25 protein-coding genes and 1 tRNA gene are annotated in these 26,046 nt (G+C 56.9%); 18 read left to right on the top strand and 8 right to left on the bottom strand.

Annotation, left to right across the window (positions count from 1 at the left end; all coding sequences use genetic code 11):
- The first annotated feature begins 36 nt into the window (after positions 1 to 36).
- Both EI77_RS03840 and EI77_RS03835 read left to right on the top strand, forming a co-directional pair.
- The gene (locus EI77_RS03840) at positions 37 to 396 is read left to right on the top strand and encodes a hypothetical protein (RefSeq protein ID WP_133793420.1); all 360 of its coding nucleotides are present in this window, start codon (positions 37 to 39) and stop codon (positions 394 to 396) included.
- Complete coding sequence (locus EI77_RS03835) at positions 393 to 1,508, top strand: glycosyltransferase family 4 protein (RefSeq protein WP_133793419.1); 1,116 nt, start codon at positions 393 to 395, stop codon at positions 1,506 to 1,508. The genes EI77_RS03840 and EI77_RS03835 overlap by 4 nt, the downstream gene beginning before the upstream one ends.
- On the opposite strand, the gene EI77_RS03830 is transcribed toward EI77_RS03835, so the two are convergent.
- Positions 1,483 to 2,331 (bottom strand): alpha/beta hydrolase, encoded by an 849-nt coding sequence (locus tag EI77_RS03830; RefSeq protein ID WP_166647012.1) that lies wholly within the window; start codon positions 2,329 to 2,331, stop codon positions 1,483 to 1,485. The genes EI77_RS03835 and EI77_RS03830 overlap by 26 nt on opposite strands.
- Positions 2,332 to 2,823: 492 nt before the next feature.
- Between EI77_RS03830 and EI77_RS03825 the strand changes: the two genes are divergently transcribed.
- The 7 genes from EI77_RS03825 to EI77_RS03795 all read left to right on the top strand — a co-directional run bounded on the left by EI77_RS03825 (position 2,824) and on the right by EI77_RS03795 (position 8,555).
- Complete coding sequence (locus EI77_RS03825) at positions 2,824 to 4,074, top strand: type II secretion system F family protein (protein WP_133793417.1); 1,251 nt, start codon at positions 2,824 to 2,826, stop codon at positions 4,072 to 4,074.
- Between the two features lie 85 nt (positions 4,075 to 4,159).
- Positions 4,160 to 4,594, top strand: a complete 435-nt coding sequence (locus EI77_RS03820) for a type II secretion system protein GspG (RefSeq protein WP_133793416.1) — start codon at positions 4,160 to 4,162, stop codon at positions 4,592 to 4,594.
- Between the two features lie 31 nt (positions 4,595 to 4,625).
- Entirely contained in the window at positions 4,626 to 5,087 is a 462-nt protein-coding gene (locus EI77_RS03815) for a type II secretion system protein (RefSeq protein WP_133793415.1), read from the top strand.
- A 4-nt stretch (positions 5,088 to 5,091) separates the two neighbouring features.
- Complete coding sequence (locus tag EI77_RS03810; protein WP_133793414.1) at positions 5,092 to 5,526, top strand: type II secretion system protein; 435 nt, start codon at positions 5,092 to 5,094, stop codon at positions 5,524 to 5,526.
- Between the two features lie 11 nt (positions 5,527 to 5,537).
- Complete coding sequence (locus tag EI77_RS03805) at positions 5,538 to 6,302, top strand: type II secretion system protein GspJ (protein WP_133793413.1); 765 nt, start codon at positions 5,538 to 5,540, stop codon at positions 6,300 to 6,302.
- The gene (locus EI77_RS03800) at positions 6,302 to 7,234 is read left to right on the top strand and encodes a type II secretion system minor pseudopilin (protein WP_133793412.1); all 933 of its coding nucleotides are present in this window, start codon (positions 6,302 to 6,304) and stop codon (positions 7,232 to 7,234) included. The genes EI77_RS03805 and EI77_RS03800 overlap by 1 nt, the downstream gene beginning before the upstream one ends.
- A gap of 46 nt (positions 7,235 to 7,280) precedes the next feature.
- Positions 7,281 to 8,555 (top strand): alpha/beta hydrolase family protein, encoded by a 1,275-nt coding sequence (locus tag EI77_RS03795; protein WP_166647011.1) that lies wholly within the window; start codon positions 7,281 to 7,283, stop codon positions 8,553 to 8,555.
- Positions 8,556 to 8,558: 3 nt separating this feature from the next.
- Here EI77_RS03795 and EI77_RS03790 read toward each other — a convergent pair whose 3' ends face one another.
- Genes EI77_RS03790 through EI77_RS03780 form a run of 3 tightly spaced genes read right to left on the bottom strand, consistent with a single transcriptional unit; the run spans position 8,559 to position 12,360 of the window.
- Complete coding sequence (locus tag EI77_RS03790; RefSeq protein WP_133793410.1) at positions 8,559 to 9,974, bottom strand: sulfatase family protein; 1,416 nt, start codon at positions 9,972 to 9,974, stop codon at positions 8,559 to 8,561.
- Positions 9,975 to 10,028: 54 nt separating this feature from the next.
- A complete protein-coding gene (locus EI77_RS03785; RefSeq protein ID WP_133793409.1) occupies positions 10,029 to 11,183 on the bottom strand; it encodes an AraC family transcriptional regulator in 1,155 nt (384 codons plus the stop codon).
- A 31-nt stretch (positions 11,184 to 11,214) separates the two neighbouring features.
- A complete protein-coding gene (locus tag EI77_RS03780) occupies positions 11,215 to 12,360 on the bottom strand; it encodes an ROK family protein (RefSeq protein WP_166647010.1) in 1,146 nt (381 codons plus the stop codon).
- Between the two features lie 158 nt (positions 12,361 to 12,518).
- On the opposite strand from EI77_RS03780, the gene EI77_RS03775 reads away from it, so the two are divergent.
- From EI77_RS03775 to EI77_RS03765, 3 genes are all read left to right on the top strand, one after another.
- A complete protein-coding gene (locus EI77_RS03775) occupies positions 12,519 to 13,670 on the top strand; it encodes an LLM class flavin-dependent oxidoreductase (protein WP_133793407.1) in 1,152 nt (383 codons plus the stop codon).
- A 76-nt stretch (positions 13,671 to 13,746) separates the two neighbouring features.
- The gene (locus EI77_RS03770; protein WP_133793406.1) at positions 13,747 to 14,793 is read left to right on the top strand and encodes a Gfo/Idh/MocA family protein; all 1,047 of its coding nucleotides are present in this window, start codon (positions 13,747 to 13,749) and stop codon (positions 14,791 to 14,793) included.
- A 45-nt stretch (positions 14,794 to 14,838) separates the two neighbouring features.
- Positions 14,839 to 16,104 carry an MFS transporter gene (locus EI77_RS03765; RefSeq protein WP_133793405.1) on the top strand — a complete coding sequence of 422 codons (1,266 nt, stop codon included), beginning with the start codon at positions 14,839 to 14,841 and terminating at the stop codon, positions 16,102 to 16,104.
- 188 nt (positions 16,105 to 16,292) lie between these two features.
- Here EI77_RS03765 and EI77_RS03760 read toward each other — a convergent pair whose 3' ends face one another.
- The 3 genes from EI77_RS03760 to EI77_RS03750 all read right to left on the bottom strand — a co-directional run bounded on the left by EI77_RS03760 (position 16,293) and on the right by EI77_RS03750 (position 19,215).
- On the bottom strand, positions 16,293 to 17,291 hold the full coding sequence (locus EI77_RS03760) for a hypothetical protein (protein WP_133793404.1): 999 nt from the start codon (positions 17,289 to 17,291) through the stop codon (positions 16,293 to 16,295).
- A gap of 159 nt (positions 17,292 to 17,450) precedes the next feature.
- Positions 17,451 to 18,293, bottom strand: a complete 843-nt coding sequence (gene accD / locus EI77_RS03755) for an acetyl-CoA carboxylase, carboxyltransferase subunit beta (protein ID WP_133793403.1) — start codon at positions 18,291 to 18,293, stop codon at positions 17,451 to 17,453.
- 130 nt (positions 18,294 to 18,423) lie between these two features.
- On the bottom strand, positions 18,424 to 19,215 hold the full coding sequence (locus EI77_RS03750) for a ComFC family protein (protein WP_133793402.1): 792 nt from the start codon (positions 19,213 to 19,215) through the stop codon (positions 18,424 to 18,426).
- A gap of 116 nt (positions 19,216 to 19,331) precedes the next feature.
- Between EI77_RS03750 and EI77_RS03745 the strand changes: the two genes are divergently transcribed.
- Positions 19,332 to 20,090, top strand: coding sequence for a hypothetical protein (locus EI77_RS03745; RefSeq protein WP_133793401.1), 759 nt, complete (start codon positions 19,332 to 19,334; stop codon positions 20,088 to 20,090).
- Between the two features lie 3 nt (positions 20,091 to 20,093).
- Positions 20,094 to 20,354, top strand: a complete 261-nt coding sequence (locus tag EI77_RS03740) for a hypothetical protein (protein WP_133793400.1) — start codon at positions 20,094 to 20,096, stop codon at positions 20,352 to 20,354.
- A 77-nt stretch (positions 20,355 to 20,431) separates the two neighbouring features.
- Here EI77_RS03740 and EI77_RS03735 read toward each other — a convergent pair whose 3' ends face one another.
- Entirely contained in the window at positions 20,432 to 21,334 is a 903-nt protein-coding gene (locus EI77_RS03735; RefSeq protein ID WP_133793399.1) for a sigma-70 family RNA polymerase sigma factor, read from the bottom strand.
- A 492-nt stretch (positions 21,335 to 21,826) separates the two neighbouring features.
- Here EI77_RS03735 and EI77_RS03730 point away from each other — a divergent pair.
- From EI77_RS03730 to EI77_RS03715, 4 genes are all read left to right on the top strand, one after another.
- Positions 21,827 to 21,900 (top strand) — tRNA-Gly (locus EI77_RS03730).
- Positions 21,901 to 22,046: 146 nt separating this feature from the next.
- Positions 22,047 to 22,496, top strand: a complete 450-nt coding sequence (locus EI77_RS03725; RefSeq protein WP_133793398.1) for a hypothetical protein — start codon at positions 22,047 to 22,049, stop codon at positions 22,494 to 22,496.
- A gap of 49 nt (positions 22,497 to 22,545) precedes the next feature.
- Entirely contained in the window at positions 22,546 to 23,742 is a 1,197-nt protein-coding gene (locus EI77_RS03720) for a DUF481 domain-containing protein (protein ID WP_133793397.1), read from the top strand.
- 110 nt (positions 23,743 to 23,852) lie between these two features.
- On the top strand, positions 23,853 to 26,045 hold the full coding sequence (locus EI77_RS03715) for an exopolysaccharide transport family protein (protein WP_133793396.1): 2,193 nt from the start codon (positions 23,853 to 23,855) through the stop codon (positions 26,043 to 26,045).
- Position 26,046 lies beyond the last annotated feature (1 nt).

The following is a 26,046-nucleotide window of genomic DNA, read 5'->3' as shown; positions in this document are numbered from 1 at the left end:
TTCCTTTGCCTTAACCCCTGATCTTTTAATACTGTTTTGACTGCTGCACTCATCCAACCAGATGGCCGCCTCACCCCTCTCCGCGGGGAGTTGGTCTCAGATCCCGCCAGCATCGCCGCCCTCGGCCATGCCGTCCATGCGGCAGGAAACGAACTCGCCATCCGTGTCGGCACCGCTCCGGTAAAAAGCATCACCCTGCACGGGATGGAAAACAGCCTCACCCTCCTCCAGGTGTCCCAGGGTGTGCTCCTCCTGGAGCATGGGAAAAACATCTCCCCCGATGTTTTGCAGGCTATGTCTGAAGATTTGCTCTCTCAACTCGCGACACCGCCACCACCTGCGGAATCCTTCTCATCTTTCAGTCTGTCAGACGCCCTCCATGCCACCGCGCCATGAAGATCGCGCTGATCCGTCGTCAATTTGCCGCCACAGGCGGTGCCGAGCTTTATCTCCAGCGCCTGGTCGCCTCACTGGTGGCTGCAGGTCATGACGTTCATCTTTATGCGGAAAACTGGGAAGGTGCTCCCGCCGCCGTCACCCTGCATCGGGTAAACATCAAGGCCCCCCGCGCCTTGAGGCCCGCACGCTTCGCAGAAGCAGTCGCCCAGCGCATGGCCCCGGTGAATTACGATGTTATTTTCAGCCTGGAGCGTACCGTTTCCCAAGATGTTTACAGGGCCGGGGATGGCGTCCACAAAGTCTGGCTGGACCAGCGCCGCCGTTACGCCACCTGGTGGCGCAGGCCTTTTGTCGGCATGGGTGCCTTTCATAGCAACATGATGGCTCTCGAAAAGCGGACCTTTGATCCCGCCGTCACCCGTCATATCATCGTCAATTCCGACATGGTCCGGCAGGAGATCTTGAGGGAGTTTGCCTACCCTGCCGAGCGCATCCACCTCGTTCGCAATGGTGTGGATGTAGGACGTTTTAAAAGCGGTGATCGGACATTGACACGCCAGCGCTTCGGTCTCGCGGAAGATGATTTCACCCTGCTCTTTGTTGGCTCCGGCTGGGAGCGCAAAGGATTGCACTTTTTGTTACGCCTGATGCAGCGGCTGGAAAAAACAGACCCGCAGGTGAAGCTCCTTGTGGTGGGTAAGGGTCGTTTGCGCGGCCCCGCTCCAGCCAATGTCATCCTCACCGGCCCCATGCCGCAGGTGGAGAATGCCTTTGCCGCCGCGGATCTTCTGACCTTCCTGCCTATTTATGAACCCAGCTCCAATGTGGTTCCCGAGGCCCTCGCCGCCGGTCTGCCAGTGATCACCAGTGGCTTCAATGGAGCAGCCGAATGGCTTACGGAAGGCGTCAATGGTCACATCCTGCCCGTACCTGAAGACACGGATGCCCTGGAAAAAGCCCTGCGTTTTTGGATGGCCCGTCCCCAGGCCCGCCCTGTCCTCTGCGAGCATCCCCTGGATCTGGAAACCAATGTCCGCGAAACCCTGCGTGTGCTGGAACAAGTGGCTGCGGAAAAGCGGGCTTCTATTCAGCCTTCACCGCTTGGATAAACCCCATCACCTCCGCAAAGCCGACATCGCCAGCGTTTGCCATATCATGGGCCACAGAGCTATGAGTGCGGCCCTTGATCATGCTTGTGGTCGTCTTTTCATGTCCGGCAGCGCGGAGGGCTGAGGCCAGGAGCGCATTTTCTTCCACTCTCATTTCCATGTCCTTGTCTGCATAGAGGATGAGCATCGGCGGGGCCTCTTTGCACACATGAAAAAGAGGAGACGCTTCATCAGCCATCAGCCTTTCCTTCGGCTGGCCGCGCTCTATGCGGACGGTGTAGTGCGTCAACGTTTGCCCGGATATGGGAATCAGTCCGCAGATCGCGTCAGGCGTCAGCCCTTGAGCCTCCAGGTAATGGGCATCCAGACTTACCATCAGGGCCAGATATGCCCCGGCTGAGTGTCCGCCCAGGAAGACCCGGCCGGCATCACCCCCATGCTCCTGGATATTCTTTTTAACCCAGGCAAAGGCTGCGGATGAATCCTCAATATAGGCCGGATAGGTGGCCTTCGGGCTCAGCCGGTAGTTCACCATCGCCACGGCCACTCCTTCTTCTGCAAAGTGACGCGCCAGGGCCACTTGCTTTTCACTGTCCTTGCTGCCGCTGGTCAAGCCGCCTCCATGCAGCCAGACCAGCGTCGGAAAGTCTTTTTGTACCGCAGGCAGGTAAAGGTCCAGCTTGCAGCGTTCTGCTGCATAAGCACTGGCTTGACCCTTTTGATAGACGATGTCCGCAATGATCTGTGGGCTGCTTTTTTCAGCAGATGCCACCTGGGTGCAAAGAAGGGCTGTTAGGATGCTAAAAAGTCGAAAAAGATTCATGGCTGGATGCGCATTATGGCGGCCAGATGACTTCCGGCAAATGCGGATCTCCAGATCTCGCACACATCCAAGGCTTGACCGCCCTGAGGCAAGAGCCAGGTATTTCATTGGCGGATTACCCCGCCACAGTTTATAGTGAAGGATGCTTGTGAGTGCTTCCATGCAACCCTCGCGGAAGTTTGTCGGCGTTCAATGGATGGCCAGCATCCAAGGCCGGGTTTTCTCCAACTCTGAAGTTTTGGCCAAGTGCTTTAAGCTTCCCCACGATCCCCAGCATTCCCCACGAAAATCCCCGGATGGGGAAATGGATCCCCATCGCAACTTATTGATCATCAAAGAGTTAATTCCCAAAATCCCCACATGGGGAAAAATTCACATTTGTCCCCATTGCCTTGAATGGATTAACCTGTTTCAGAGATAAGCCAGGGAATCTGTCAGAGCCAGACATGGTTCTTTGCAACAAACCCAGCCTGTGCTTGTCTCACGCCTTCCATGCCTAACTTTGCCTACCAAGCTGCCGACGCGACAGGCCGCGATGTGTCCGGAACCATCGAGGCCCAGGACCGCGCCTCAGCCCTGAGGCAGCTCACTGGCAGAGGACTCCAGCCTTTTAAGATCAATGAAGCCGCAGGCAAGGCTGGTGCCAAGGCCGTGGCGAAAGCCAAAGCGGGTGAACCAGAAGATGAAAATGCGCCCATCAAGCTGAGCAACGGTCAGCTCCAGCTCTTCACGGAAGAGCTTTCAGAACTCCTCGAAGCCGGCATGCGCCTGGAGGCCGCATTGAAACTGATGGAAGGCAAAGGCACCACCGGCACGCACAGCCGCATCGCCCGCCGTCTGGGAAATCTCATCCGCGAAGGGCACCCCTTCAGCAGCGCCCTGCGCCAGTCTTCCTCCTCCTTTGGCGAGCTCTTTTGCTCCGTCGCCGCTGCGGGCGAAGCCGGTGGCTCCCTTGCGGATGCCATGCGCAGGCAGGCTCAGTATCAGGCCAGCGTGCAAGAGATGCGCAGCCAGGTGGCCGTCGCTCTGATCTATCCTTCGTTCCTCTTCGTCTCCGCCATTGGCGTCACGGTGCTGTTTACTACCTTCCTGATCCCGCGCTTGAGCATCATGATGTCCCGCATGAAAGGCGGGGTACCAAAGGGCATTCAGATCGTCATGGCGGTGTCAGATTTCACCCGCACTTATTGGTGGCTCATTTTGGCGGTGCTGGCTTTGATGGGGCTGGGCTTCTGGGTATGGTCACGGTCCAAAAATGGCCGCCCGGTATGGGACCACGCCAGGCTTAGAATGCCCATGATCGGCAATGTGTTGATGACGAGCTTTCACACCCAGTTTTTGGAAACGCTGGCCAGTCTTTCTGGCGGTGGGTTGCCATTGTTAAAAGGCTTGGAGCTTGCCTCTCGTGTTTCGGGTAATCAATACATCCAAAAGCAGTTGGAGCTTGTGATTGCCAGTGTGCGTGATGGGGCCTCACTCTCACGCGGCCTGGAAAAGACCGGGCTCTTTCCTATGAAGCTCCTGGAGATGGTACGGATCGGTGAGCACACGGGAGATCTGAGCGGTACTCTCAGGCGCACCGCTGACCGTTGCGGACGTGAACTGAGCAAGAGCCTGGAAAAGGTGATGGCCATGCTCCAGCCGGTGATCATCCTCGTCATGGCAGCACTGGTGGGTGTCATGGCTTACATGATGATCTCGGTCATCTTCCAGACGGTGTCCGCCTTGAAGTCGCGCAGTTGAAAATTAAAACTCTCTCTCAGATTAAAGCCGAACGTTTTGCCGTCCTTCCTACTCCAAGCATTTTGCCATATCTTAAACAGCATCCATGAAAATCAGCCCATCCATCTTGACCCGCAGCCAGTCTGCCCGGTCTCAATCCCCCCTCCGTGCAGCCTTTACCCTGATGGAAATGATGCTCGTGCTGGCGATCATTGCCCTGCTGATCGCCATCGGTGCAGTCACCCTGGGTGAGGTGGATGAGAACGCCAAATTCACGGCTGCTGAAGCTCAGATGAATACTTTGAAGGTAGCCGTCTCCCAGTATAAAACGCTTAACCGTGGTCTTCCCGCCAAGCTGGAAGATCTGGTGACCCCTCCTGGGAATGCACGTGTGAAGCGCAAGCTGGCTGAGGAAAACGCCATCATTGATCCTTGGGGAACCAAGTATCAGTACCGCAGCCCAGGAAAAAAATCAGCTTATGAGATCTACTCCTGGGGACCCGACAAGAAAGAAGGCGGAGATGATGTCTTCTCTGACTGATATCCATCAGAGCGACAGCTAGGAACCAATCATGAAACCTGCGTACATTTCTGCCAAACGCGCAGGTTTCACCATGCTGGAGATAGTGGTCGTGATGAGCATCATGGTGCTCATTATCGGCATTGGATTCGCCAGTTTCTCTTTCCTGGATGATGAAGATCCATTCGCTGAGCCTGCCCAGAGTCTGACGCGTATGTCCAGATTCGCCATTCATGCTTCGGTGATCCAGCGCCGCAGCATGAACATCGTCTTTGATAAGGAAGGCTTTGGAGTGCCTGGGGTGGAGGTGCCGGATGGTTCTTATTTTACAGTGCCCAAAGGCATGAGAATGCTGATCTACCGTCTCGGCGGAAGGAACTGGGAAAAGGCTGAAGGCCATTCCTGGCGTTTTGGCGAGCAGGGAATTTGTGAACCCATCAAGATCCGTTTTCAATCGGCGGAGGGAATCCGTGATTTGGCTTTCCATCCGCTGACGGGGACACCCGTGGAATAACTTTATGAAGACAGCCCTTATCCAAACAAGCCGTCATACCTGGCATCACCGGGGCATGACTTTGCTGGAGGTGGTGATGGCCCTTGCTGTTTTCAGCATCGCGGCCCTGGCTCTTGTTGGCACTCTGAACCAGATCGCCGCAGCGGGCACTGACTCGCAGCGCATCCTGGAGATTGAGCAGAGCCTCGAGTCACTCATTGATGAATACGGGAAGATGCCTCTCATCCGTGAACTGGATGAGCAGATCAAAGCTGGCGAGGATGGAGTGGCCTACCGGGTGATCATTGAACAGGTGAAGGATCTGCAAAATCAGGATGGACGCTTTTTGCAAAATACCTTTCGCGTCCTGGCTGTCGCCCGTTGGGATGAAGGCAGCGGAGCCATTGAGATGCAGGCTGAAACCTATCGTTATGCAGGGGCTTTTTTGCCCCTGAACTGAGTCTATAAACGATGAAAATCCGCCTACTAAATCGCGCCTCTGCTGCTGCCTTCACTTTGCTGGAGATGGTGGTGGCGCTGTCTGCTTTTGTCATCCTGATGGGTGGCATTTTTGGCATTGCGAACAGTACCATGGAACTGGGCAATGACTTGGCGGATATGCAGGACCGTGCAATGATCCGACAGAATTTTATCTCATTTATCCGGCGTTCTTTTCGGACTTTGCCGGGAGAGGCGGAGTTGAAGCTGACGGTGCAGGCGAGGGGCAGTTCTTATGTGCCGAGCCTGAACTTTGTGAATGCGGGGACGTCCTTTACGCCTGGAACGCCTTTGCCGCCGAATACCAGTGTTGACCTCTATGCAGAAGAGCGGCCCGGGGGCTATCTGCGGGTTGCTCTACGGCTGCTGGATGAGCGCCAGACCCAGGCCCTGCGTGCTGGACAGCCAGTGCGATACACCAAGGAACAGGGTTCGGTTCCCTTGATGGATAATGTCAGCCGCTTCGAATGGCGATATTATGATGCGGCCAGCAACCGATGGGAGAATAACTGGAAACAGGCGCGGCGTCCCTTGATGGCAGAACTGAATCTGCGGCTGGATGACGGGTTTGAAACCCGGGCGGTCTTTTGGATTCCGCCTGTGGTTCCCAATGCTATTTCTGGAGCCGGTATTCTGCCTCCTGGGGCTGGACTGGGCGGTGAAAATGGAACGGAAACACCGAATCCGGATGGCACCGCTCCTCTGCCGGACGCTGGCCAGCAGTTGCCCAAACCGTGATGCATCTCCGGCTGACATCCGCTTTTTTAACTCAGCGCCACCGTCGTGGAGCAGCTTTGCTGGCGGTGTTGTGGGTTATCGCTTTGCTGATTGGACTGGTCGCGGCCACGTCATTGCTGCTGATGCAGGACATTGAACTGGCAGCCACGAAGAGGCAGGTTTTCCGTGCGCGGATGCTTTCCGAAGCGGCATTGGCCATCGCCATGAATCCAGACATAAAGCCTGACGATCCGCTGCTGCGCCGCAAGGTGGCGGAGGATGAGGAATTCATCGTGGAGATGACTGGGGAGGATGGATTGATCAATCCCAATGTCCTGCTTCAGCGAGAGGATAAGGACACCCTACGTCGTATTTTTCTTTATTGGGGAATGAATGTGCAGCAGGCCAATACGTTAATTGATCGTTTGTTAGACTGGGTGGATGCGGATGACATGAGCCGAGTGCAGGGCGGTGAGCGAAAACTATACAACAGCAATGGCATGCCCTTTAATCGGCCCTTCCGTTCCGTGGAGGAGATGGCCTTGGTCAGTGGTATGGAACTGGTTGAAGAGGGGTATCCGCAATGGCGTGAATGGTTCAGCGTTTATGGCAGCGGTGTGCTGGATCTCAATGAGGCTCAGCCTGAGATTATTGCTGCCGTCACCGGAACCGATATCCGTTATGCGCAAAACCTCCGCAGCCAGCGCCTGGGTCGTGATGGTATCCTGAATACCCTGGATGATACCATCCTGGACATGACTAGCGCCCTGGCCATCCTGGGGATTCCCGCAGGCGACCCGATGGGGCTGGCCAACATTCTTTCCGTGCAAAGCAGCACCCGTCGTATCCTGGTCAAAGTGCGGGTAGGCGATCTGGAACGCCAGACGGCAGCTGTGGTTCGCGGAGCTCTCGGTCAGGGAACAACAACCATCCTTTGGATGGGGGAGCGGTAACAGGATGAATCAGGCGGGCTGGAATAATGATGATCGGTCTGGAAAGATGCCTCTGCATCTGCGTTATACCTGGCTTCCTGCCATGAAGTTACTGACCGCATTTTTTCTTTCTTTAGTCACCCTCGTCTCTGCGGAGCAGGTGGGTCCATGGAATCTCGATGAACTCAAAAAGGTGCCTGGGATGCAATGGGTGGACCAGACTTCACCAGTGCGTTCTCTGATTTATACCGGTGAGGTCTATCAGGACAAGCCGACTGAGGTATTCGCCTTTTATGCATCTCCGATCACCATGGGCAAAGCCAAGGCGGGGGAGAAGTTCCCTGGGGTTGTTTTGATCCATGGCGGTGGCGGAACGGCATTTGTCGAGTGGGCACACCTATGGGCGAAACGCGGGTATGCAGCCATCGCGATGGACCTTTCGGGCTCGCGGCCACCGGACCCGATATTCGATCCTGTCACGGGTGAACTGAAGGACTATCCCCGCAATGGAGAACCGCGCACCCGTTTACCCAACGGTGGCCCTATGCATGGCAGCCCGCAGAAGTTCGACACGATTGGTGGAACGACTTCGGATGACTGGCCGTTTCATGCGGCTGCCAGTGTCATTCGAGCGCATTCATTGCTCCGCTCCTTTCCAGAAGTACAGGCCGAGAATACAGCGGTGACGGGTATAAGCTGGGGTGGGTATACGACCTGCCTGGTGGCTTCGTTGGATGACCGCTTCAAAGCGGCGGTGCCTGTCTATGGGTGCGGGTTTTTATACGAGGGGGAGTCGGTGCAAAAGCCTGCTATTGATAAGTTGGGGGACCGGCGGGCGGACTGGATTCGCGAATACGATCCCTCCAGCCTCCTGCCCCGCTGCCGGGTGCCGATGTTCTTTGTCAATGGCACCAATGATATCCATTACGTTTTGGACAGCTACATGAAGACTTTCAATGTGGTGCCAGGGGAGAAGCATATCCGCATTGAAGTGAAGATGCCTCATGGGCATCAACCAGGCTGGGCACCAGAGGAGATCGGCCTGTTCATTGATTCCAAATGCCGGGGCGGCCAGCCGCTCGCCGTGCCGGGTATCCCAAAGATCGAGGGCGATGTGATCAAGGCTGACTATACGAGCACCGTGCCCATCAAAGAAGCGAAGCTGCACTATACAACGGAAGGAGGTATACGCTCCAAACGTAACTGGCAGAGCGTGGATGCGGTGGTCAGTGCTGAGAGTATAACCGCGCCCAAGCCACCTGCGGAAGCGAATACCTGGTACCTCTCCCTGACCGATGAGCGGGGAGCCATGGTGAGCACTCCGGTGCAGTTCGCTCCTTGATGATCAGGGTTTAGGAGCGGCGGAGTCATCGCCTGGGTTCCACCATTGATTGAGGAGGTGGAGGAGTCTTTGGACATCCTGAGGATGGGTGCTGGCGAGGTTGTGTTTCTCGCCTGGGTCTTTGACGACATCGAAGAGCGAGAGTTCTTTGACGTAGCCGCGCCAGGCGGTTTTTTCGTGATGGTTATGGGGCATTAGCAGCTTCAATGACCCGTCGCGGACCCAGCGGTAGGCGATGTCTTTGGAGGGTTGGCCGAGGGCGGTGGCATCGCCGGGGTAGATCTCTCCAAAGACGGGTTGCTGCTCCAGTTGGGCTTTGCCCTGGGCGGCTTGCCAGAGACTGCGGCCGGGGAGACCGGGCATGATGTCGGGAGTGCCGAGGGCTTCGAGGACGGTAGGGAGGAGGTCCACGCTGCTGACTAGCTGCTCATGGGTAGCGGGCTGAACGTGACCATCCCAGCGGAAGAGGATGGGGGTGCGGAGGCCGTCTTCGAAAGGGGAGTATTTGCTCTCCAGGGTATGGGCAAATTCGTCGGGTTTCTTTTTCTCGCGCTTCAAGCTTGGCGTCCAGCCATTGTCGGAGATGAAGACGATGAGGGTGTTTTTTGTTAGGCTGCGGGATTCGAGCATGGCGATGAGCTCGCCGACGGAATCATCGAATTGGCTGATGGACGCGAGGTAGGGGATCTTGTGTGCGGCGATGCCACGCCCTTGATGGAGGTCGAAAAAACGCTGGGGGGAATCGTGGGGCTGATGTGGCAGGAACGGGGCATACCAGATGAAGAAGGGTTGTTTGCCCGCAGTGCGGTCGAGGAAGTCGGCAATGGGTTGCATCGTTTCACGACCTATTTTTAAACCGTGGTCGCCATTGCCATGAGCGGCGAGTTGGCCGTTTTCCATCACGCGGTTGCCTCCGTAGTCCTGGCCGGGGCGGGGTTCGAAGAGGGTCATGCCTTCGGTGAAGCCGGCGTTGGAGAAATGGCCTTCCCAAAATTTCCCGGTCTGGAGGGAGTGATATCCGAGCTGGCCTAGGGCGCGGGGCAGGGTGGGCTGGCGGCGAATGATTTCAAAGGCAGGGCTGCGGGCTTTTTCATACTCGGCACGCGTGGCCATTTTGTTGAAGGCGCTATTCCCTGGAGGCGGGTGGTTATAGGTCAGGCTACTCTGGTGAGGATAACGGCCGGTGAGCATGACGCCGAGTGAGGGGCTGCACAGGCTGGTGGTGACGTAGCCATTGACGAAGCGTGCGGACTGGGAGGCGAGCTTGTCCAGATTCGGAGTCATGGCCTCCTTGCTGCCCATGAACCCGAAGTCGCGAAAGGCATGATCATCGGCGATGATGTAAACGATGTTAGGCCGGGCACTTTCGGAGAAGGCGGGGACGGCGAGGCAGAGGAGGCTGAGCAAAAGATAACGCATGCTCTTTAAACTCCCATCACAGCGCAACTTGTTCAGGCTTTGCGCGAGCGGTTTTCAGATTTTGCGGCGCTGGCGATACTGGCCTGGGGTTTCACCCTGACGTTTTCGAAAGGCTTCGGCCATGTATTGAGGATGGGTGAATCCGGCGCGCTCGGCGATGGCATCCAGGGTGAGGCCGGTCTGGGTGAGGAGGCGCTCTACAAGACCGAAACGGATGCGGTTGATTTCCTCCCCTGGAGAACGGCCGATTTGCTTTTTCATCTGCCGCTCCAGGGCGCTGCGGGAAATAGAGCCAGCGCGGGCGACATCATTGACACTGATGTTTTCGGTGGCGTGCTGACGGATAAAGGTGAGGGCACGGGCGAGGCGGGGATCCTCCACAGCGACAATGTCCGACGACTGGCGAATGACAAAGTCACCTGCGGGGAGGAGGGTGCGCTCAGGAGGACGTATGCCTGTGCGCATCCAACCATCCAGCATTTGAGAAGCGGCATAACCGACGGCCTGACCACGAAGCTGTACACTGGAAAGAGGTGGCCAGGCGGTTTCGCAAAGGAGGCGGTCATTTTCTGCACCGACGACGGCCACTTGTTCTGGCACGGAGATTCCGGCGCGACGGGCGGCATCCAAAAGCCAAAAGCCGAGCTGGTCGTTGCTGGCGAAGACACCGACAGGTTTTTCCAGGGAGATGAGCCAGTCCGCGAGGGCTTTTTGATGCTCGTCCCAACGCGGGCGCTGGCTGGGTGAGAAGGCCTCAAAGGTGGGGCACTCGTAACCTTCACTTTTGACTGTTTCGACAAAACGCTGAATGCGCTCGCGAAAGAAATCCAGGGATGGGTCCAGATAGGCGGCGAATCTTTGGAAACCACGGCTGCGCAGATGAACGGCCACGCGTACGCCGATCTCACTGTTGTCCATGCCGACAAAGGGGAAGGGTTGGTCGGGAGAGGAATCGCGAAGCTCGATGACGGGCAGGCCGGTGGCCTTCAGCCTTTGCAGCATGGCGGCATCGCCCGTGCGGGCGAGGATGCCATCGCCGGGCCATTGCTCCAGCCAGGCGGGATAACTGGAAAGAAGATCACGCGGCTCCAGGTAAAGGGACCACGGCTCATGCTCGGCCACATAACGGCGCACCCCGGCCACGATGTCCTGCCCGTAAGTGCGGGAGGTATCCACCAGCATGGCGATCTGCGGGATGTGAGGAGGCATTGGGGCACTGAGGAGTGCTTGGTGCAAAGGCTCAACCGACTTTTGTGCCGTTGAGATCCGGGACCCATGCCTCCATGGCGAGGCTGGCGGCACCGAGTGCACCGGCTTCATCCCCTAAGTCCGAAGGGACAATCTCTGGAGGCATGGAGCGTAACGCCGGCATTAGCTGGATGCTGCGTTCTGTAATCTCTTGGCAGAAACGATTTCCTAAAGCGGTGAGTGGGCCGTGGAGGAAATAGGTTTTGGCATCCAGCAGGAGATGAAGGATGCCGATGACGCGTGCGTAATCGGTAATGATCTGCTGCCAGACAACGCCAGCTTCGTCGGCATAGGCATGAAGGGCGGAACGGAGGTCGGCTGGCAAGGTGGCATCCTGAGGGGCACCGGCGAGTTTTTGCCAGACGGCAGAGGCTGTAAGTTCATCATGGACTTCCCCCCCAGTGCCATCAAGGGGCCAGGGCCAACGTCCAATTTCACCGGCAGCCTGATGACCGCCCCGGACAAGCTGGCCATTTTTCATGATGGCGACGCCGAATCCCCGGCGCGGACCCAGGATGACATAATCATCGAGATGACGGCCGCCGCCGAACCAGCGTTCCGCCAAGGCAATGGCGCGAAGATTGTTTTCCATGGTCACCGTGACGGGGAATTCTTTTTTGAGGGTCTGAACCATGGGCACATCACGCCAGTCCGGGATGAATGAATAGTGCATGGCCATGCCTGAAGCGGCATTGACGAGACCGGGAACGCCGACGCCTATGGACATCAGGTTGCCTGGAGCCACGCGGGCCAGTGCATGGATGGACTGACGTATCTCCTCCAGCACGACGGAGGTGGTGACGCCCGGTGGGAGTGGCCTAACAATGGATGAAATAAGATTACCGGCGAAGTCCACTCTGACAGCCTGCACACGCTCAGCATTGAACTCCACGCCGACGAACCAGCCGATGTCAGGATTCAGGGTGAGCTTTCGCTGGGGGCGGCCCATGGCTCCTTGCTCAAGGCCTGATTCATTGACATATCCGAGTGAAAGGAGGTGATCCACGTAGATGCCGACCGTGGAAGGCGAGAGATTGGTGACCTTAGCGAGGCTGCTGCGGGATGTCGCCTGCTGTCCTCTGAGTTGCAGAAGGATGGAGGCAAGGAGTACGGTCTGATCAGCAGGCTTGGTGCGCATTTCGAAGGGAATATGGGGGGCGTTTCTCAGGAGTGCGAAAATAATTTTGCATGGATTAAATTGGATTTTACATAATTCGATACTGCATAAATTGGCCATCGCTAGGATTCACCCTATTTTGGACGAATCTCCCTATATCCTCATCTTTACTGATCTCAATGTTCCCGCCCATCTCATTGCGCACTCCTGAACGCCGTGCGGAAATCGCCTGGTTTTCAGCTCTGTGTGGGGATGACTGTGAGTATCTGGGGATTCAGGATGGAAGTCGGCGCAGCAGCTATGAGCATTGCCGAAGCATTATCCAAAAAGCGGATGATCTGGGGTTTCAAAACATATTGCTGCCTTCAGGCTGGATCGCCGGGCAGGATGCGCTGAGCTTTGCGGCAGCGGTGGCTCCTCAAACCCAACGCATCAACCAACTGGTGGCGCTACGAATGGGGGAGGTGTGGCCACCGATGCTGGCGCGGGCGATTGCGACGGTGGACCATCTTTCCAAAGGGCGGCTGTGCATCAATATCATCTCTTCTGACATGCCCGGCCTGAAAGAGAGCAATGCAGTGCGGTATGGCCGCAGTAGTGAGATCATCCAGATCCTGCGTCAATTGTGGACGACGGATGGCCCTCTGGAGTGGAAGGGGGAGCATTACAATTTCAGCCTGCCTACCTGTGATCCCGCGAAACCATATCAACAAAATGGCGGGCCTTTGCTCTACTTTGGTGGCATATCCCCCCTGGCACAGGACCTGTGTGCGAAGCATTGCGATGTGTTTTTAATGTGGCCGGAAACGGAAGAGCGCCTGATGGAAACGATGCGTGGAATGTCTGAAAAAGCGGCGGGCTATGGCCGCAAAATTGATTTCGGCCTGCGCATCCATGTGATCGTGAGAGAGACGGAGGCGGATGCCAAAGCTGCGGCTAACAAACTTATCTCCCGGTTGGATCTGGAAAAAGGGCAGGAGATGCGGAACCGGTCCATGGACAGTCACAGCGCCGGTGTGCTGCGCCAGGATGAACTGCGGGCGCAGAGCAAGGACCTGTTTATCGAAGACCACGTGTGGTCAGGGATCGGCCTGGCACGCAGCGGCTGCGGCAGCGCCATCGTAGGGGATCCTGACCAAGTGCTGGCCAAGCTGAACCGGTACATGGACATGGGGATGCGCTCATTCATCTTGAGTGGCTATCCGCATCTGGATGAATGCGACCTCTTCGCCAAATATGTGCTGCCGCGCCTGCCGACCTGCCGTTTGAACGAAGTGCAGGGGAGGCTTGTTGCTGACCCGGTGACGCCTTTGACCACGGGTGTATGGTGATGATGGCAGGATGCTCCCGTGCACGTATTGAACTTCACTTTTCCCACCCTGGCTGAAGCCTGTTCCTCTCTTTTGTATGTCTGTTCCCGTCCGTTTTGCCCTCGCAGGTTTTGGTGCCTGGGGGAAATTGCATGCCCAGTCCATCGCCGGAAATGTGGATGCGCACCTGGTGGCCATCGCGGCTCCATCAGATGCCTCACGAGCTGAAGCCGAGGCTTTGTATCCAGGCGTGCAGATCTTTGCGGATGCGGCGGAGATGATCGCGCAGGCGGAGTTTGATATTCTGGACATCGTGACGCCGAGCCATACGCATCGGGAGATGGCTGTGGCAGCGATGACGAGGGGCAAGCATGTGTTGCTGGAGAAGCCGATGGCCATCACGCTGGAGGATTGTAAAGCGATCGTTGCGGCGGCCAAGGAGCATGGGGTGCAACTGGCGGTGGGGCATGAGCTTCGCCTGTCCTCGCAATGGGGAGAGATCAAAAAGATCATCGATAGCGGGAGGATAGGGGAGCCGCAATACGTGCTGGTGGAATTGCTGCGCAAGCCCTACCGCCTGGGGGCCAGCGGCTGGCGGTATGACCCGCACCGGGTAGGGAGCTGGGTGCTGGAGGAGCCGATCCATTTCTTCGACCTCGCGCGCTGGTATCTGGAAGGCAGTGGCGATCCGGTGGAACTTTATGCGTATGGAAACTCGCGGGATGCTGAGCGGCCAGGGTTGTTCGACAACTTCAGCGCGATGTTTAAATATGCCAATGGCAGCTATGCGGTGGTATCGCAGACACTGGCGGCTTTTGAACATCACCAGACAGTGAAGGTGAGCGGTACGAAAGGGGCGCTCTGGGCAGGCTGGAGCGGTGCGCTGGACCGGACACTGGAGCCGAGTTACTTTCTGAAGGTCTTTGATGGTGAAAACCTGGAGGAAGTGAAGCTGGAAAAGCACAGTGGTGAAGTTTTTGAACTGCGCGAGGAAATCGCCCAATGCGTGGAGATGGTCCGCACGGGCAAGCCACCGGTTGCCAGCGGGATGGATGGGCTATGGTCCGCCGGTCTGTGTCTGGTGGCGGAGGAATCCATCCGGCAGGGGAAGCCGCTGCCGGTGGGGGAGATGCTGAAGTTTTGAGGTAGAAAGAATTTATCTGTTAAACTCTCGTCAAAACATTTCCCCATGACTTCTTCTCCCTCCAAATGGTACACGGGTGTCACCCGGTATCAGTGGCTTGTCCTTGTGGTGGCCTCGCTGGGGTGGGTGTTTGATGCGTTTGAGGGGCAGCTTTTTAACCTGACACGGGGGGCGATGCTTTCAGAACTGCTGGGGGTGGGGCCGGGGGATGCAGAGGCGAAGCAATGGGGGGATATTTTTTTGGGGATCTTCCTGGCGGGAGGGACGTTTGGAGGGCTGCTGTTCGGGTCGCTGGGGGATAAGATCGGGAGGAAACCGGTGATGGTGATGACGATCCTGTTTTACTCCATCTTCTCAGGCCTAACTTACTTTGCGACGGAACTCTGGCATGTGGGCGTCTTGCGGTTTTTGGTGGCGATGGGTGTGGGGGGGGAGTGGGCGGTGGCGGCGGCGCTGGTGGCTGAAATTTTCCCCAAACATGCGCGCACGCATGCGGGAGGCATCTTTCATGCGACGGGGGTGCTCGGTACGTGGCTAGCGACGCTGACCTCCATCGGGGTGGAGAATGAATGGCGTCTGGCCTACCTCATCGGCATCCTGCCTGCGCTGCTGACGCTGTGGGTGAGGAGCTCAGTGAAGGAACCCGAAAAATGGCAGGAGGCGAGGTCCAGCGGCAAACGCATGGGTAGCTATGCGGATCTTTTTGGGGATGCGCGGTGGCGTGTGCGGGCGCTGCTGGGGATGCTGCTGGCGGCGGTGGGGCTGGGCACTTTTTGGGGAGTCTGCGTGGCGTCGCAGGACCTGACGCGGGAGCTGCTGCTGAGCTTGAATTATGCGAGTACTGATGCGGAGAAGGAGGCCAAGTTTGCCTATGGCATCATCCAGGTGCTGGGGGCTGGGTTGGGGCAGCTCAGCTTTGGCCCGATGTGTGCGCGACTGGGACGAAAGCGGACCTTTGCGCTGATGCATGTGCTCAGTTTCCTGATGGTGCTGGCGGTGTGCTATGTGCCGCAGAGCTATGGGCAGATGCTGGTGATGCTGCCTTTGCTCGGCTTTGTGACGTTGAGCATCCACGCGGGGTATGCGATTTATTTCCCTGAGCTGTTTCCGAATCATCTGCGTTCCACGGGTTCCAGCTTTTGTTTCAATGCAGGGCGTCTGATAGCAGCACCGATGCTGATCCTTTCTGGCTATGTGAAGACGCTGACGTCCCTGCCGAATGCGGTGGCGATGATGGGAGGTCTCTTTTTGGCGGGGCTGCTGGTGCTGGTCTTCCTGCCGGAGACGAAGGGGCAGGAACTGCCGGAGTGATTCCTGGGGACGCGTGAGTGGCGTGCCCAGCGGGCAATTTAGGAGGGGGGAATGCGCCAGCCTGGCATGCGAAGCTGGCGGAAAGCGAGCCAGATTCGAGGCGGCATTTTGGCGAGCTAAAGCTCTGGAGTATTTTGGATGAGGCTGGCTCGCTAGCGCTCAATTTTATCCGATGTCTCCTTTTGGGATTACTGCACGGAGGTCTTTACGACGTCGCGGGCGAGTTTGAGGACTTCGTCCCCGTGCTCCATGAGGAGAGATTTTTCTTTGGGCTTTTCGCTGCTTTTTTGCGCTGGCAGTGGGGTGCTGGGAACGCCGCTGGGATTGTAGGCCCGGATCTCGGGGAGGGGGATGGATTTTTTACCAGCGGTGGTGAGGGAGGCCTGGGTGTTGCCTGCGGGGGCTGAGGTGGAAGGCGGGGCTGGTGTGGTGGGCGCTGGGGCGGGAGCCGATGGGGTGGGGGCGGCTGGCTGAGCGGGTGCGCCGGGAGCCGATGGAGCGGGGGCCGTGGGAGGTGGTGTGGCGGCTGAGGGGCCAGGAGGCTTTTCAGCAGGAGTGGAAGCGGGGGGAGTGGCCGGTGGGGCGGTATCGGCAGGGGCTTGCGGGGTGGAGGCAGTGCCAGGCGTGGCGGGTGTCTCGGCCTTTTTCATCTTCACGGCCTTGTAGAGAAGATTGTAGTTATGCCGGATGGCGGCGGGGAAGGAGACGCGGCCGGGCTCGACGATTTTTTCGCGGAGCAGTTTGGAGGAGAGGTCGGCGACGAGGTCGGTACCGACTTTGACGGCGCGCTCGATCTGCGGGGCGGCGACGGAGGTGGAAGCGGAGGCGCCGCCTTTAATGAGCTCGCTGCTGATGGTGCGGCCCTGTAGTGCGAGGCTGCTCTGGGCGGAGACGAGATCGCCATCGGGTGCGAAGCTAAGTTCCAGGCTGGCGTGGTCATCCGAGGCGAAGAAGCCGCGGCGGTGGTCAATGCGGACGGAGACGAAGATGCCGCCATCCGGGGAGGGGGAGACCTCGGGCTGATAGGTGCGGTAACCGGCCTCCGAGAGTTCGTATTCAGCGGCCTTGCCTTTGCGGGCGAGCCAGCCACCGAGGCTCTGGCCAAAGGCATCGATGTCCACTTCGACCTCAGCATGTGCGGGTGCCAGGATACCGAGCAGGGCGACGAGGAGCAGGGGACGTTTCATCTGGAACATGAGAAGGGAATACGGAGACCGTGTTTAAACTGTTTCCGGTTAGGTTTTATTCAAGACGCTTTCCGGGGCCTGCGAGCGTGGCCGATGTACAGCATGAAACCCGCCAGGATATGGCGCATCACCGGGCAAAGAATGAGGTGCGTCTGTGCCTCAGGCTGCCTTGGCAGTGCTGACGTATTTGAGCAGATTGGAAATCGTCGAGCGCATGTCTTTGCGCTCCACGATCATGTCCACGAGGCCGTGCAGCTTCATGAACTCAGCGGTCTGGAAACCTGGAGGCAGATCTGCGTGGGTGGTTTCTTTGACCACACGGGGGCCGGCGAAACCGATCATGCATTTAGGCTCGGCAATGATGATATCCCCCAAGGTGGCGAAGCTGGCGGTGACGCCGCCGGTGGTGGGGTGGGTGAGGACGGAGAAGTAAGGCAGACGTGCTTCGGCATGGCGGGCGAGGGCACCGCTGGTCTTGGCCATCTGCATGAGGCTGAGGATGCCTTCGTGCATGCGTGCACCCCCGGAGGCGGAGAAAACGATGACGGCTTTTCCTTCAGCCGTGGCGGCCTCAATGGCGCGGGTGATTTTTTCACCGACGACGCTGCCCATGCTGGCACCGAGGAAGCGGAAATCCATGACAGCAATGAGGACGGGGACGCCCTCAATGGTGGCGCGGCCCGTGACGACGGCTTCCTTGAGGCCCGTCTTGGTCTGGTAGGCTTTTACTTTGTCCACATAACCTTTGAAACCGAGGGCATCCACGGAATCGAGGTTCTGGTCCATTTCCTGGAAGCTGCCTTCATCCACAAGGCTGGCGATGCGCTCATCGCTGCTGATGGTGAAGTGGTAACCACAGTTGATGCAGACGCGGAGGTTGCGGGCGAGGGTCTGCTCAAAGAGGCTTTCGCTACAGGATGGACACTTGGTCCACAGGCCTTCAGGCATGTCCTGTTTCTTTTCTCCCAATTCATTGACGGTGCGCTTTTTGAAAAATCCCATGATGTGATGTGTCGGTCAGCCGGTGGTAACAGGACACTTATTCCCCCCCAGATGGCTACCGCGGGAGCAGTTGCGGAAACGCTCCGCAACCTGAACAGGTGCCCGGTGGTGACCGGACGTGACGGAGATACTAACCACGCGCTGCGGTAATCACCACCACTTTTTCTACTCCGGCGTTCAGCTTCAAGATTTTTGCGCATTCGTGAGCAGTCGCACCGGTGGTAAGGACGTCATCCACAAGGAGGATACGCCTCCCGCGGAGGTCCGGGGAGCGCCGCCAGGGGCGGTCAGGGAGGAGGGCAAAGGCTTGTTTGAGATTTTGCAGACGCTTTTTGCGATGCAGGCGGGCTTGGGGGCGGGTCCTCATTTGCCGCTGCAGGACCTGGGCGGTGGGGATGCCGGTCTGGCGGGAGAGGCTGCGGCAGAGCTCCCAGCTTTGATTAAAGCCACGCCAGAACTGGCGTGTGAAGTGCAGAGGGACGGGCACTAGGAGCCATTGACTGAGATCTTCGGAAGCGAGGCGTGGGTCATTAAGCGCGGTGCTGAGGATATCGGCCAAGCCGGCGCGGAGGGAGAGATCGCGACGGTATTTGTAATGAAGGATCATCTCACGAAGGGGGCCTTCGGCTTTGTAACCGGAGACGGCGAAATCGAAGGCGATCCGGCGACCGACACAGTTTTTGCAAACAAAGGCCTGGGTTATGGCCCCATCGTAGGGCTCCCCGCAGACGGCGCAGTAAGGGGCCTGGACTTCGACGAGTTCCTCGCGGCAGGATCCGCAAAACCAGGCAGGGATGCCCTGGCGTGGGGCATCTGGGGGCAGGGGGGCTTCGCAGCCCTGGCAGACGCGGGGATACAGGAGGTCCAAGGCAGCCTGCCATAGTTGCCGGGTGGCGCGGAGAACGGGCTGGACAGCGGGCATGTGAAAACGAGTGGAGGAGAATCACTGGTCCGGCTTTGGCAGAAAACAACGCTGAAGTGGAGGGGAGGCAAGGGCGGCTCTTGCCTTGACCGGGGTTGCCTGTCTTATTGGGGATCATGCGCCCGCTTTACTTGTTCCTTTTGCTTTGGATGTGCTCTTTGGCCCATGGGGTGGAGTTGTTAGGCGAGCCGAAGGTGACGGTCACGGGGACGACGGCAACTTTACAATGGAAGACGGATGTGGCCTGTGGCACACGGGTGAGCTACGGGCCGACGGCGGATCAACTGACCCAAAAGGCGGAAGGGCCGGTGACAGCGGCGCATGAGGTGGTGCTCCAGGATTTAAAACAGGGGAGCACTTATCACTATAGCCTGGGCAGTGCGCGGCAGAGGCTGCATGCGGGCAGTTTTCTGGTCACTGGGGGCGGTGATGTGGCGGTGCCGCCAAAAGCAGAGGCCCCGGCGCGCAAATCTGTGCTGGAGCAGATGCGGGAAGTTTTTACCCCTGGACCGAAGCCTGCCCCGCAAGCGCCTGCGACCATGGCCCAGCCGCGTGCACCCCCGACACAGGTGACCTGGGGGCGAATGGAAACGCTGAGAGATCATTTTGAGAGGCATGGTCCGGATTTCAAAAGCCGCAATCCCGATGAGTACGCGGCCCAGGCGTGGCAGCATTTGCAGCGTGGCCGGGCGGGGGAAGTGTGGATGAAATGGGATGAGAGCGATGGCACACTGCGGGTCTTCGACCCGAAGACGCGGGCCTTTGCCGCCTATAACCGAGATGGGACGACCAAGACTTTTTTCCGCCCTGGCAATCCATCTTATTGGGACCGGCAGCCGGGCCGCCCGATCCAAGCCTCCAAACTGCCCTTTTAATTCATGAAAACTCCTGCCTACTCCTGTCCCGTCTGCGGATTTGCCAAACTAAAAGAAGCGCCGCGCAGTGCCTCTGGGGGACCCAGTTATGAGATCTGCCCGGCCTGTGGATTCCAGTTCGGCGTGAGCGATGACGATGATGAAATCAGCTACGGGCAATGGCGCGAGAGCTGGGTGGACAGCGGCATGGAATGGACCAGCCTGGGCATCGCCAAACCCCGTGGATGGGATAAGCAAAAGATCACGTTACTGCCCAAGGAGTGAAACCGGAAGCCTAACGATAAGCATGAAAAAGGCAGGCCATGACGGCCTGCCTTTTTCGTGAATGAAGGGTGCGGAAATCAGCCCAGCAGCTTGTCTTCGGCTGCGGCGGCTTTTTTCTTCTTTTTTGCACCGGCGTTGCGCAGGGCTTTTGGGATGGGATCTTCCTTCTTCTGCAGAGCACGGCGCAGCTTACGCAGGGCGATGTTCTGAAGCTGACGGATACGCTCACGGGTGACGCCGAATTCCTGGCCCACTTCTTCCAAAGTGCGCGGCTTTTGTCCGGCGAGGCCGAAACGGGCATCGATGATCTTGCGCTCGCGCTCGTCCAGCACGGTCAGCAGGCCGTCCAACTGGCCATGCATGTTTTTGTGGCTGAGGAGATCGAAAGGGGTCTGCGCATTTTCATCGCCGACGATTTCACCGAATTCGGTGCTGTCGTCGTCGCTGATGGGTGCATCCAGGGAAGCTGGGCGCATGGAGGCGACCTTGAGCTGGCTGAGCTTGGCCCGATCGATGCCGATTTCTTCAGAGAGTTCGTCGTCGGTGGGTTCACGGCCCAGTTCTTCAGACATGGCCATGGCGACACGGCGCATCTTGCTGATCTTGTCCACCATGTGGACAGGCAGGCGGATGGTCTTGGACTGGTTGGCCAGAGCGCGCTTGATGGATTGTTTGATCCACCAGGCGGCGTATGTGGAGAGCTTGCCACCCTTATTAGGGTCGAAGCGCTCTACGGCTTTCATGAGGCCGATGTTTCCTTCAGAGATGAGGTCCAGAAGTGGCAGGCCATAGTTGGCGTAATCCTGGGCGATCTTAACGACCAGCCGGAGGTTGGCGCGGATCATGTGTGATCGCGCTTCTGGGTCGCCGCGCTTGATGCGCTCGGCGAGTTCTACCTCCTGATCAGGAGTCAGCAAGTCGGTCTTGCCGATCTCCCGCAGGTAGATCTTGATACCTCCGTCGAGTTCCATGTTTGACATTACAGATTTAAATACGGTGCAGTTTTGCTTTTCTTGACACCCTGTTGAAGAACAGGGGGTCGGCAGCTTAGCATAAGGATGACTGACTTTCTCCTCATTTTTTCAAAGCAACTTTTCTGCCAAATTTGTCCGGGACGAAAAACATGCCGAATTCACGGTCTTCGATCATGCTTTTTAACATGCTGGTTGAACTAAAGTTTGAAACGCTCGTCAACAAAATTTACAGATAATTTTAAGATTTGTTAACAATTTGAGTCTTTTGCGTGTTTGCCTTTCTGTTTGATACCAGATTTTTGATTCAGGGTTACAACTTGAAAATGGGCCTTGCCAGATGCTATTGCCCTGCTATTACTCGCCAAAGAGTGAAATGCAGGCTCTTTTGAAATTCGGAATCTCTGTTTTATCAGTATTTCTAAATTTTAAAAGAATTTGTGCTAATTCTAAAAAATATCTTGCAGGTCTTAGATATTGCAGGTTATTATAACTTCAATCGCGGGTATAGCTTAGTGGTAAAGTTCCAGCCTTCCAAGCTGGCCATGTGGGTTCGATTCCCACTACCCGCTCCAGTTGTAGTAACCAGACAATTTCCCTTCCTGTTATGAGAGTTATGAGCGCTCCTCGCCTCGCAATCTGCCTTTTAGGGCTGGCTTTTTCCGCCAATTCTACGCTCGTTCACGGGCAGTCAGGCAGTTGTAATGAGATCTCAGCGGACGTGTCTGCTGCCATCCAAAAAGATCCGTCAAAGGCTCTGATGATTGTAGAGGATGCGCTGGTTATCAATGAATCCTGCGCCTGCGAAATCATCAAGGCGGCTATCCTCGCCACCCAGGCGGACAGTGCACTCGTGAACCAGATTGTACAGACGGGTATCTCGGTCGCACCAAAAATGTCTGGCGTGATCATGGATTGCGCGTCTGCCATTTCTCCAGGAGCAGCCGTTACGAATGTGGCGATAGTGCCTTCCGATGAGCTGACGGACTCTGGAAAAAATCCTGACAAGAATCCGCTGCCAGTTGCCCCGCCTGAAGAGGAGTTCATCATGTCTCCAAGCATCCGCGGTGTGTATCTGATCCAGCCGCCTCCAACAGGCTTCGTTCCTTGTGATCCCAAGCATCGCAAGTGCCATAACGTGCCAACTTCGCCGTGCAACTGCACGCCCTGAACCCGGCTATCTGGACTTAGATTTCCTCTAACTGTAGCATTCCCCGACTATGCGACTTACTCACACCTTGTCTGTGACGGCCTTTTTGGCCCTTTCGGCGATGTCGGTCTTTTCCCAAGGGCTGACAGCTGTTCGGGATTTTTCGGGTGATTTTGATGAGAGTCAGCCCCTGACGTGGAGCATCACTGGTCGCACCGGTTATGATTCCCTCAGCTACTCGGTGCCATCACCGTTTCTCCAGGATTTCGAGTCTTATTATCTCCAGGGTGGCCTTGGGGTGACGTATGCAGACGCAGACCCGACCACCCCCTGGAGCATGGCGGTGGATGTGGGTGCCATTCATTATCTGGACGGTATTCCTCGTTATGACGATACCTTTTATAATGCGCGGGTGGCCTTTAACGTGGCCCACCAGCTTTCCCAGAGGCTGAAAATCAGCAATAATTTTTACCTCACTTATGAGGCAGAGCCCAACGTGGCGACAGGGGCCTCGACGACACTGTATAACGGGCAATACCTTTACGGGTTCAATAACTTCAATGTCAGCTATGCCTGGTCCCAGCGTTTTTCCACGACGACATCGGTGACGGTGGATGGCATTTCTTATGAGGACGATGCGGTGTCCGGCCTGGAAGACCGCCTTTCGGTGCTGATCGCCCAGCAGTTCAGCTATGCGCTGACCAAGCGTACGAGCCTTGCCGCAGAATACCGTTACCGGATCACCGATTATCGGGAACGTGATGATGTGGATGCCACTTCACACTTTGTCCTGGCAGGCGTGGACCATGCCTGGAGTGAGCGCGTTTCCGGTTCCTTCCGTGTGGGTGCTGAGTTTTTCAAATCTGACCGGGCTGAAAACACCTCTCCGTATGGTGAAATGGCCCTCAGCTACCTGGTGGCACGGCAGACGACTGCACGCTGGTTTGGCTCTGTGGGGTATGATTCCTCTGAACTCGGCGGATTCGATACCCGGTATGCAGTCCGCACGGGTCTGAATGTGAATCACCAAGTCACCAAGCGGGTGGGAGTCAATGCTGGTGTCTCGTATGCATACAGCACCTTTGACAGTGGCGGTGGAACCGATGTGGCGGAGCATTCGTTGCTGCTTTCCACCGGTCTTTCCTACCAGTTGCTCGAAAACCTTGCTCTCGATGCCCGGTATTCTTATTCGATTCTCAAGTCGGATGATTCGTTGCGTGAATTTGACCGCAACAACATCTCTCTGGGCATGACTGCATCTTTCTAAAAGCCCCTTACCCTCACAGCCCACTCCCACGCCAGTGACCGGTTTTAATCCGCCACTGGCGAGTTGATAAGCTGACGATTGCCTAACTTTTCCAGATAATCAATATTGCTATGCGTGACACCGGCAACGAGCTCCAGCAGCAAGCCATTGATTCCTGGCAGGTCATTCGCAATCGCTTTGGGCTGATCATCCTCTCTTTTCTCCTGGTCTTTGCGACCGCGGCCATCATCACTTACATCATGCCCAGGAAGTATCGGGGCTTGGTGGAGATGAAGATCGAGCGCATGCAAAACAAAGTGCAGGTCTTTCAGCGCAGTACGGATGACTTCATGGCACCCAGTGACGTGGTCATCAAAAATGAATTTGAGAGCATCACGAAACCGGAAACTCTCTATCCGGTGGTGGACAAACTGGACCTGCAAAAACGCTGGTCGATGCCGAACCGCCAAGCTGCCCTGGCCAAACTGAGGGGAAACCTGGATACACAGTCCAGTGTGCGTTCGGACTTTGTCACGATTGAATTTTACGATCAGGAACCTGGGGCAGCGGCGGAGATCGCGAATGCGGTGGCTCAGAGTTATATGACCCGCCGTGTGGAAGTGGAATCCAAGCAAAAGCAGGATGCGCTGACCATGCTGGGCCAGCAGATTTCTGAGCAAGAACAGCTCCGCGATCAAGCGCGGTTGAAGATGCAGGAAGCGCGGAAAAAGGGGGGGATTGTAGGTGAATGGTTTTCCAACGGTTCCAATTCCACGGCTCCTGGTTCCACCTTGAGGACGAAAGAAGAATCCATGGTCATGAGCCGTGAGCAGGCCCTGCTGCAAGCGGACCTGGAGGTGCAGTCGCTGCGGGCAGAAATCGATGAACTGAGCAAGCTGGAAGGGGATGAACTGGTTTCACGTGCCTCTGGCTTGAAGCTGGAGAATACCAACGTCACTGGCATGATGGCGGACTTGAATAAGCTACAGGTCACGAGAGAAGGTTTGGTGAATGCGGGACGTGGCAGGAAGCATCCGGAGGTGATCGGCGTGGATAGCCAGATCATCCTGTCCAAGCAGCTTATTCTTGATGCCGTGAAGTCTCACGTAGCGGCTCTACAGACCCGGCTAGAATTTGCCATCAAGCGGCATACGGCCCTTCAAAGCTCCAACGAGGATGCGGAGAAGGAGATGTTCGACCAGCAGTCTGCCCAGACCGATTATAAAACGGCGGTGGATGATGTGGCTTACATTGAGAATCTGCTGCTGCAATTGAAGTCCAGCTACTTCGAAACGAAGGCAGGGCTGGAACTGGTGAAATCCCCGGCCACGATCTATGCCATCGCGACTCCTGAAGGGAAGCCTGCCAAGCCCAATGTCGCGCTTAATCTTGTCCTGGGCGGCGTGCTGGGGCTCATGCTGGGAATCGGGCTGGCCTTCTTTTTGGAATACATGGACACTTCCGTGAAGAGTCTGGATGATGTGGAAAAATTCCTGGGCGTGCCGGTGCTGGCGGTCATCCCGAAAGATGTCGCCGTTTTGCATCGTGCCAGTGGATTCAATCCCGATGCGGAAGCTTACCGCATCCTGCGGACTAACATTGAGTTTAACCGCCGTAATCCTGATGCCAATTGCATCACTGTAACTAGCGGTGGTGCCGGGGAAGGGAAGTCCACCACGCTTTGCAATCTGGCCTTTGTCTGTGCTCAAGGGGGATACAGTGTGCTGTTAATCGATGCTGACCTGCGCCGTCCGCGCATGCACACGCTTTTCGATGTGAGCAATGCAGTGGGTCTGACCAATTATCTGACCACGAATGTGCAACTGGAGGAAGTGGTGGTGCGGACACCCGTGGAGAATTTATACTTTCTGCCTAGCGGCATGCTACCAGCGGACAGTGCCGGCGTGCTGAACTCCCAGCGCATGTCAGAGCTGATCGCCGATGCGAAGAGCCGTTTCGATCTGGTTCTTATTGATTCTCCACCCATTCTTGGCGTGAGCGATGCCTCGGTGCTGGCCAATGAAGCGGATCTGACTCTCATCGTGGTGCAGCATCGCAAGCTACCGCGTCACATGCTCCTGCGGGTGAAGCAGACTGTGGAAAACGTGGGCGGGACCGTCCTCGGCGTGGTACTGAACAATGTGGATCTGCGGAGCGATTCCCAGTACCAGTATTACACCAGTTACTACACCTACTACTCGCCTAACAACACGGCCGCTCCGGCTGGGCACAAGCCGGAGAAACGTAAAAAGCAGGTCGCGCCCGGCCAAGTTGCCAAGGCCGTCTCAGCCCCATCGAACGGTTCCCGTGGAGATTTGTTCTAAC

The organism is Prosthecobacter fusiformis (assembly GCF_004364345.1).
GTDB lineage: Bacteria > Verrucomicrobiota > Verrucomicrobiia > Verrucomicrobiales > Verrucomicrobiaceae > Prosthecobacter > Prosthecobacter fusiformis.
Note: the sequence above shows the minus strand (reverse complement) of the source record. Positions and strands in the feature narration are given on the sequence as shown.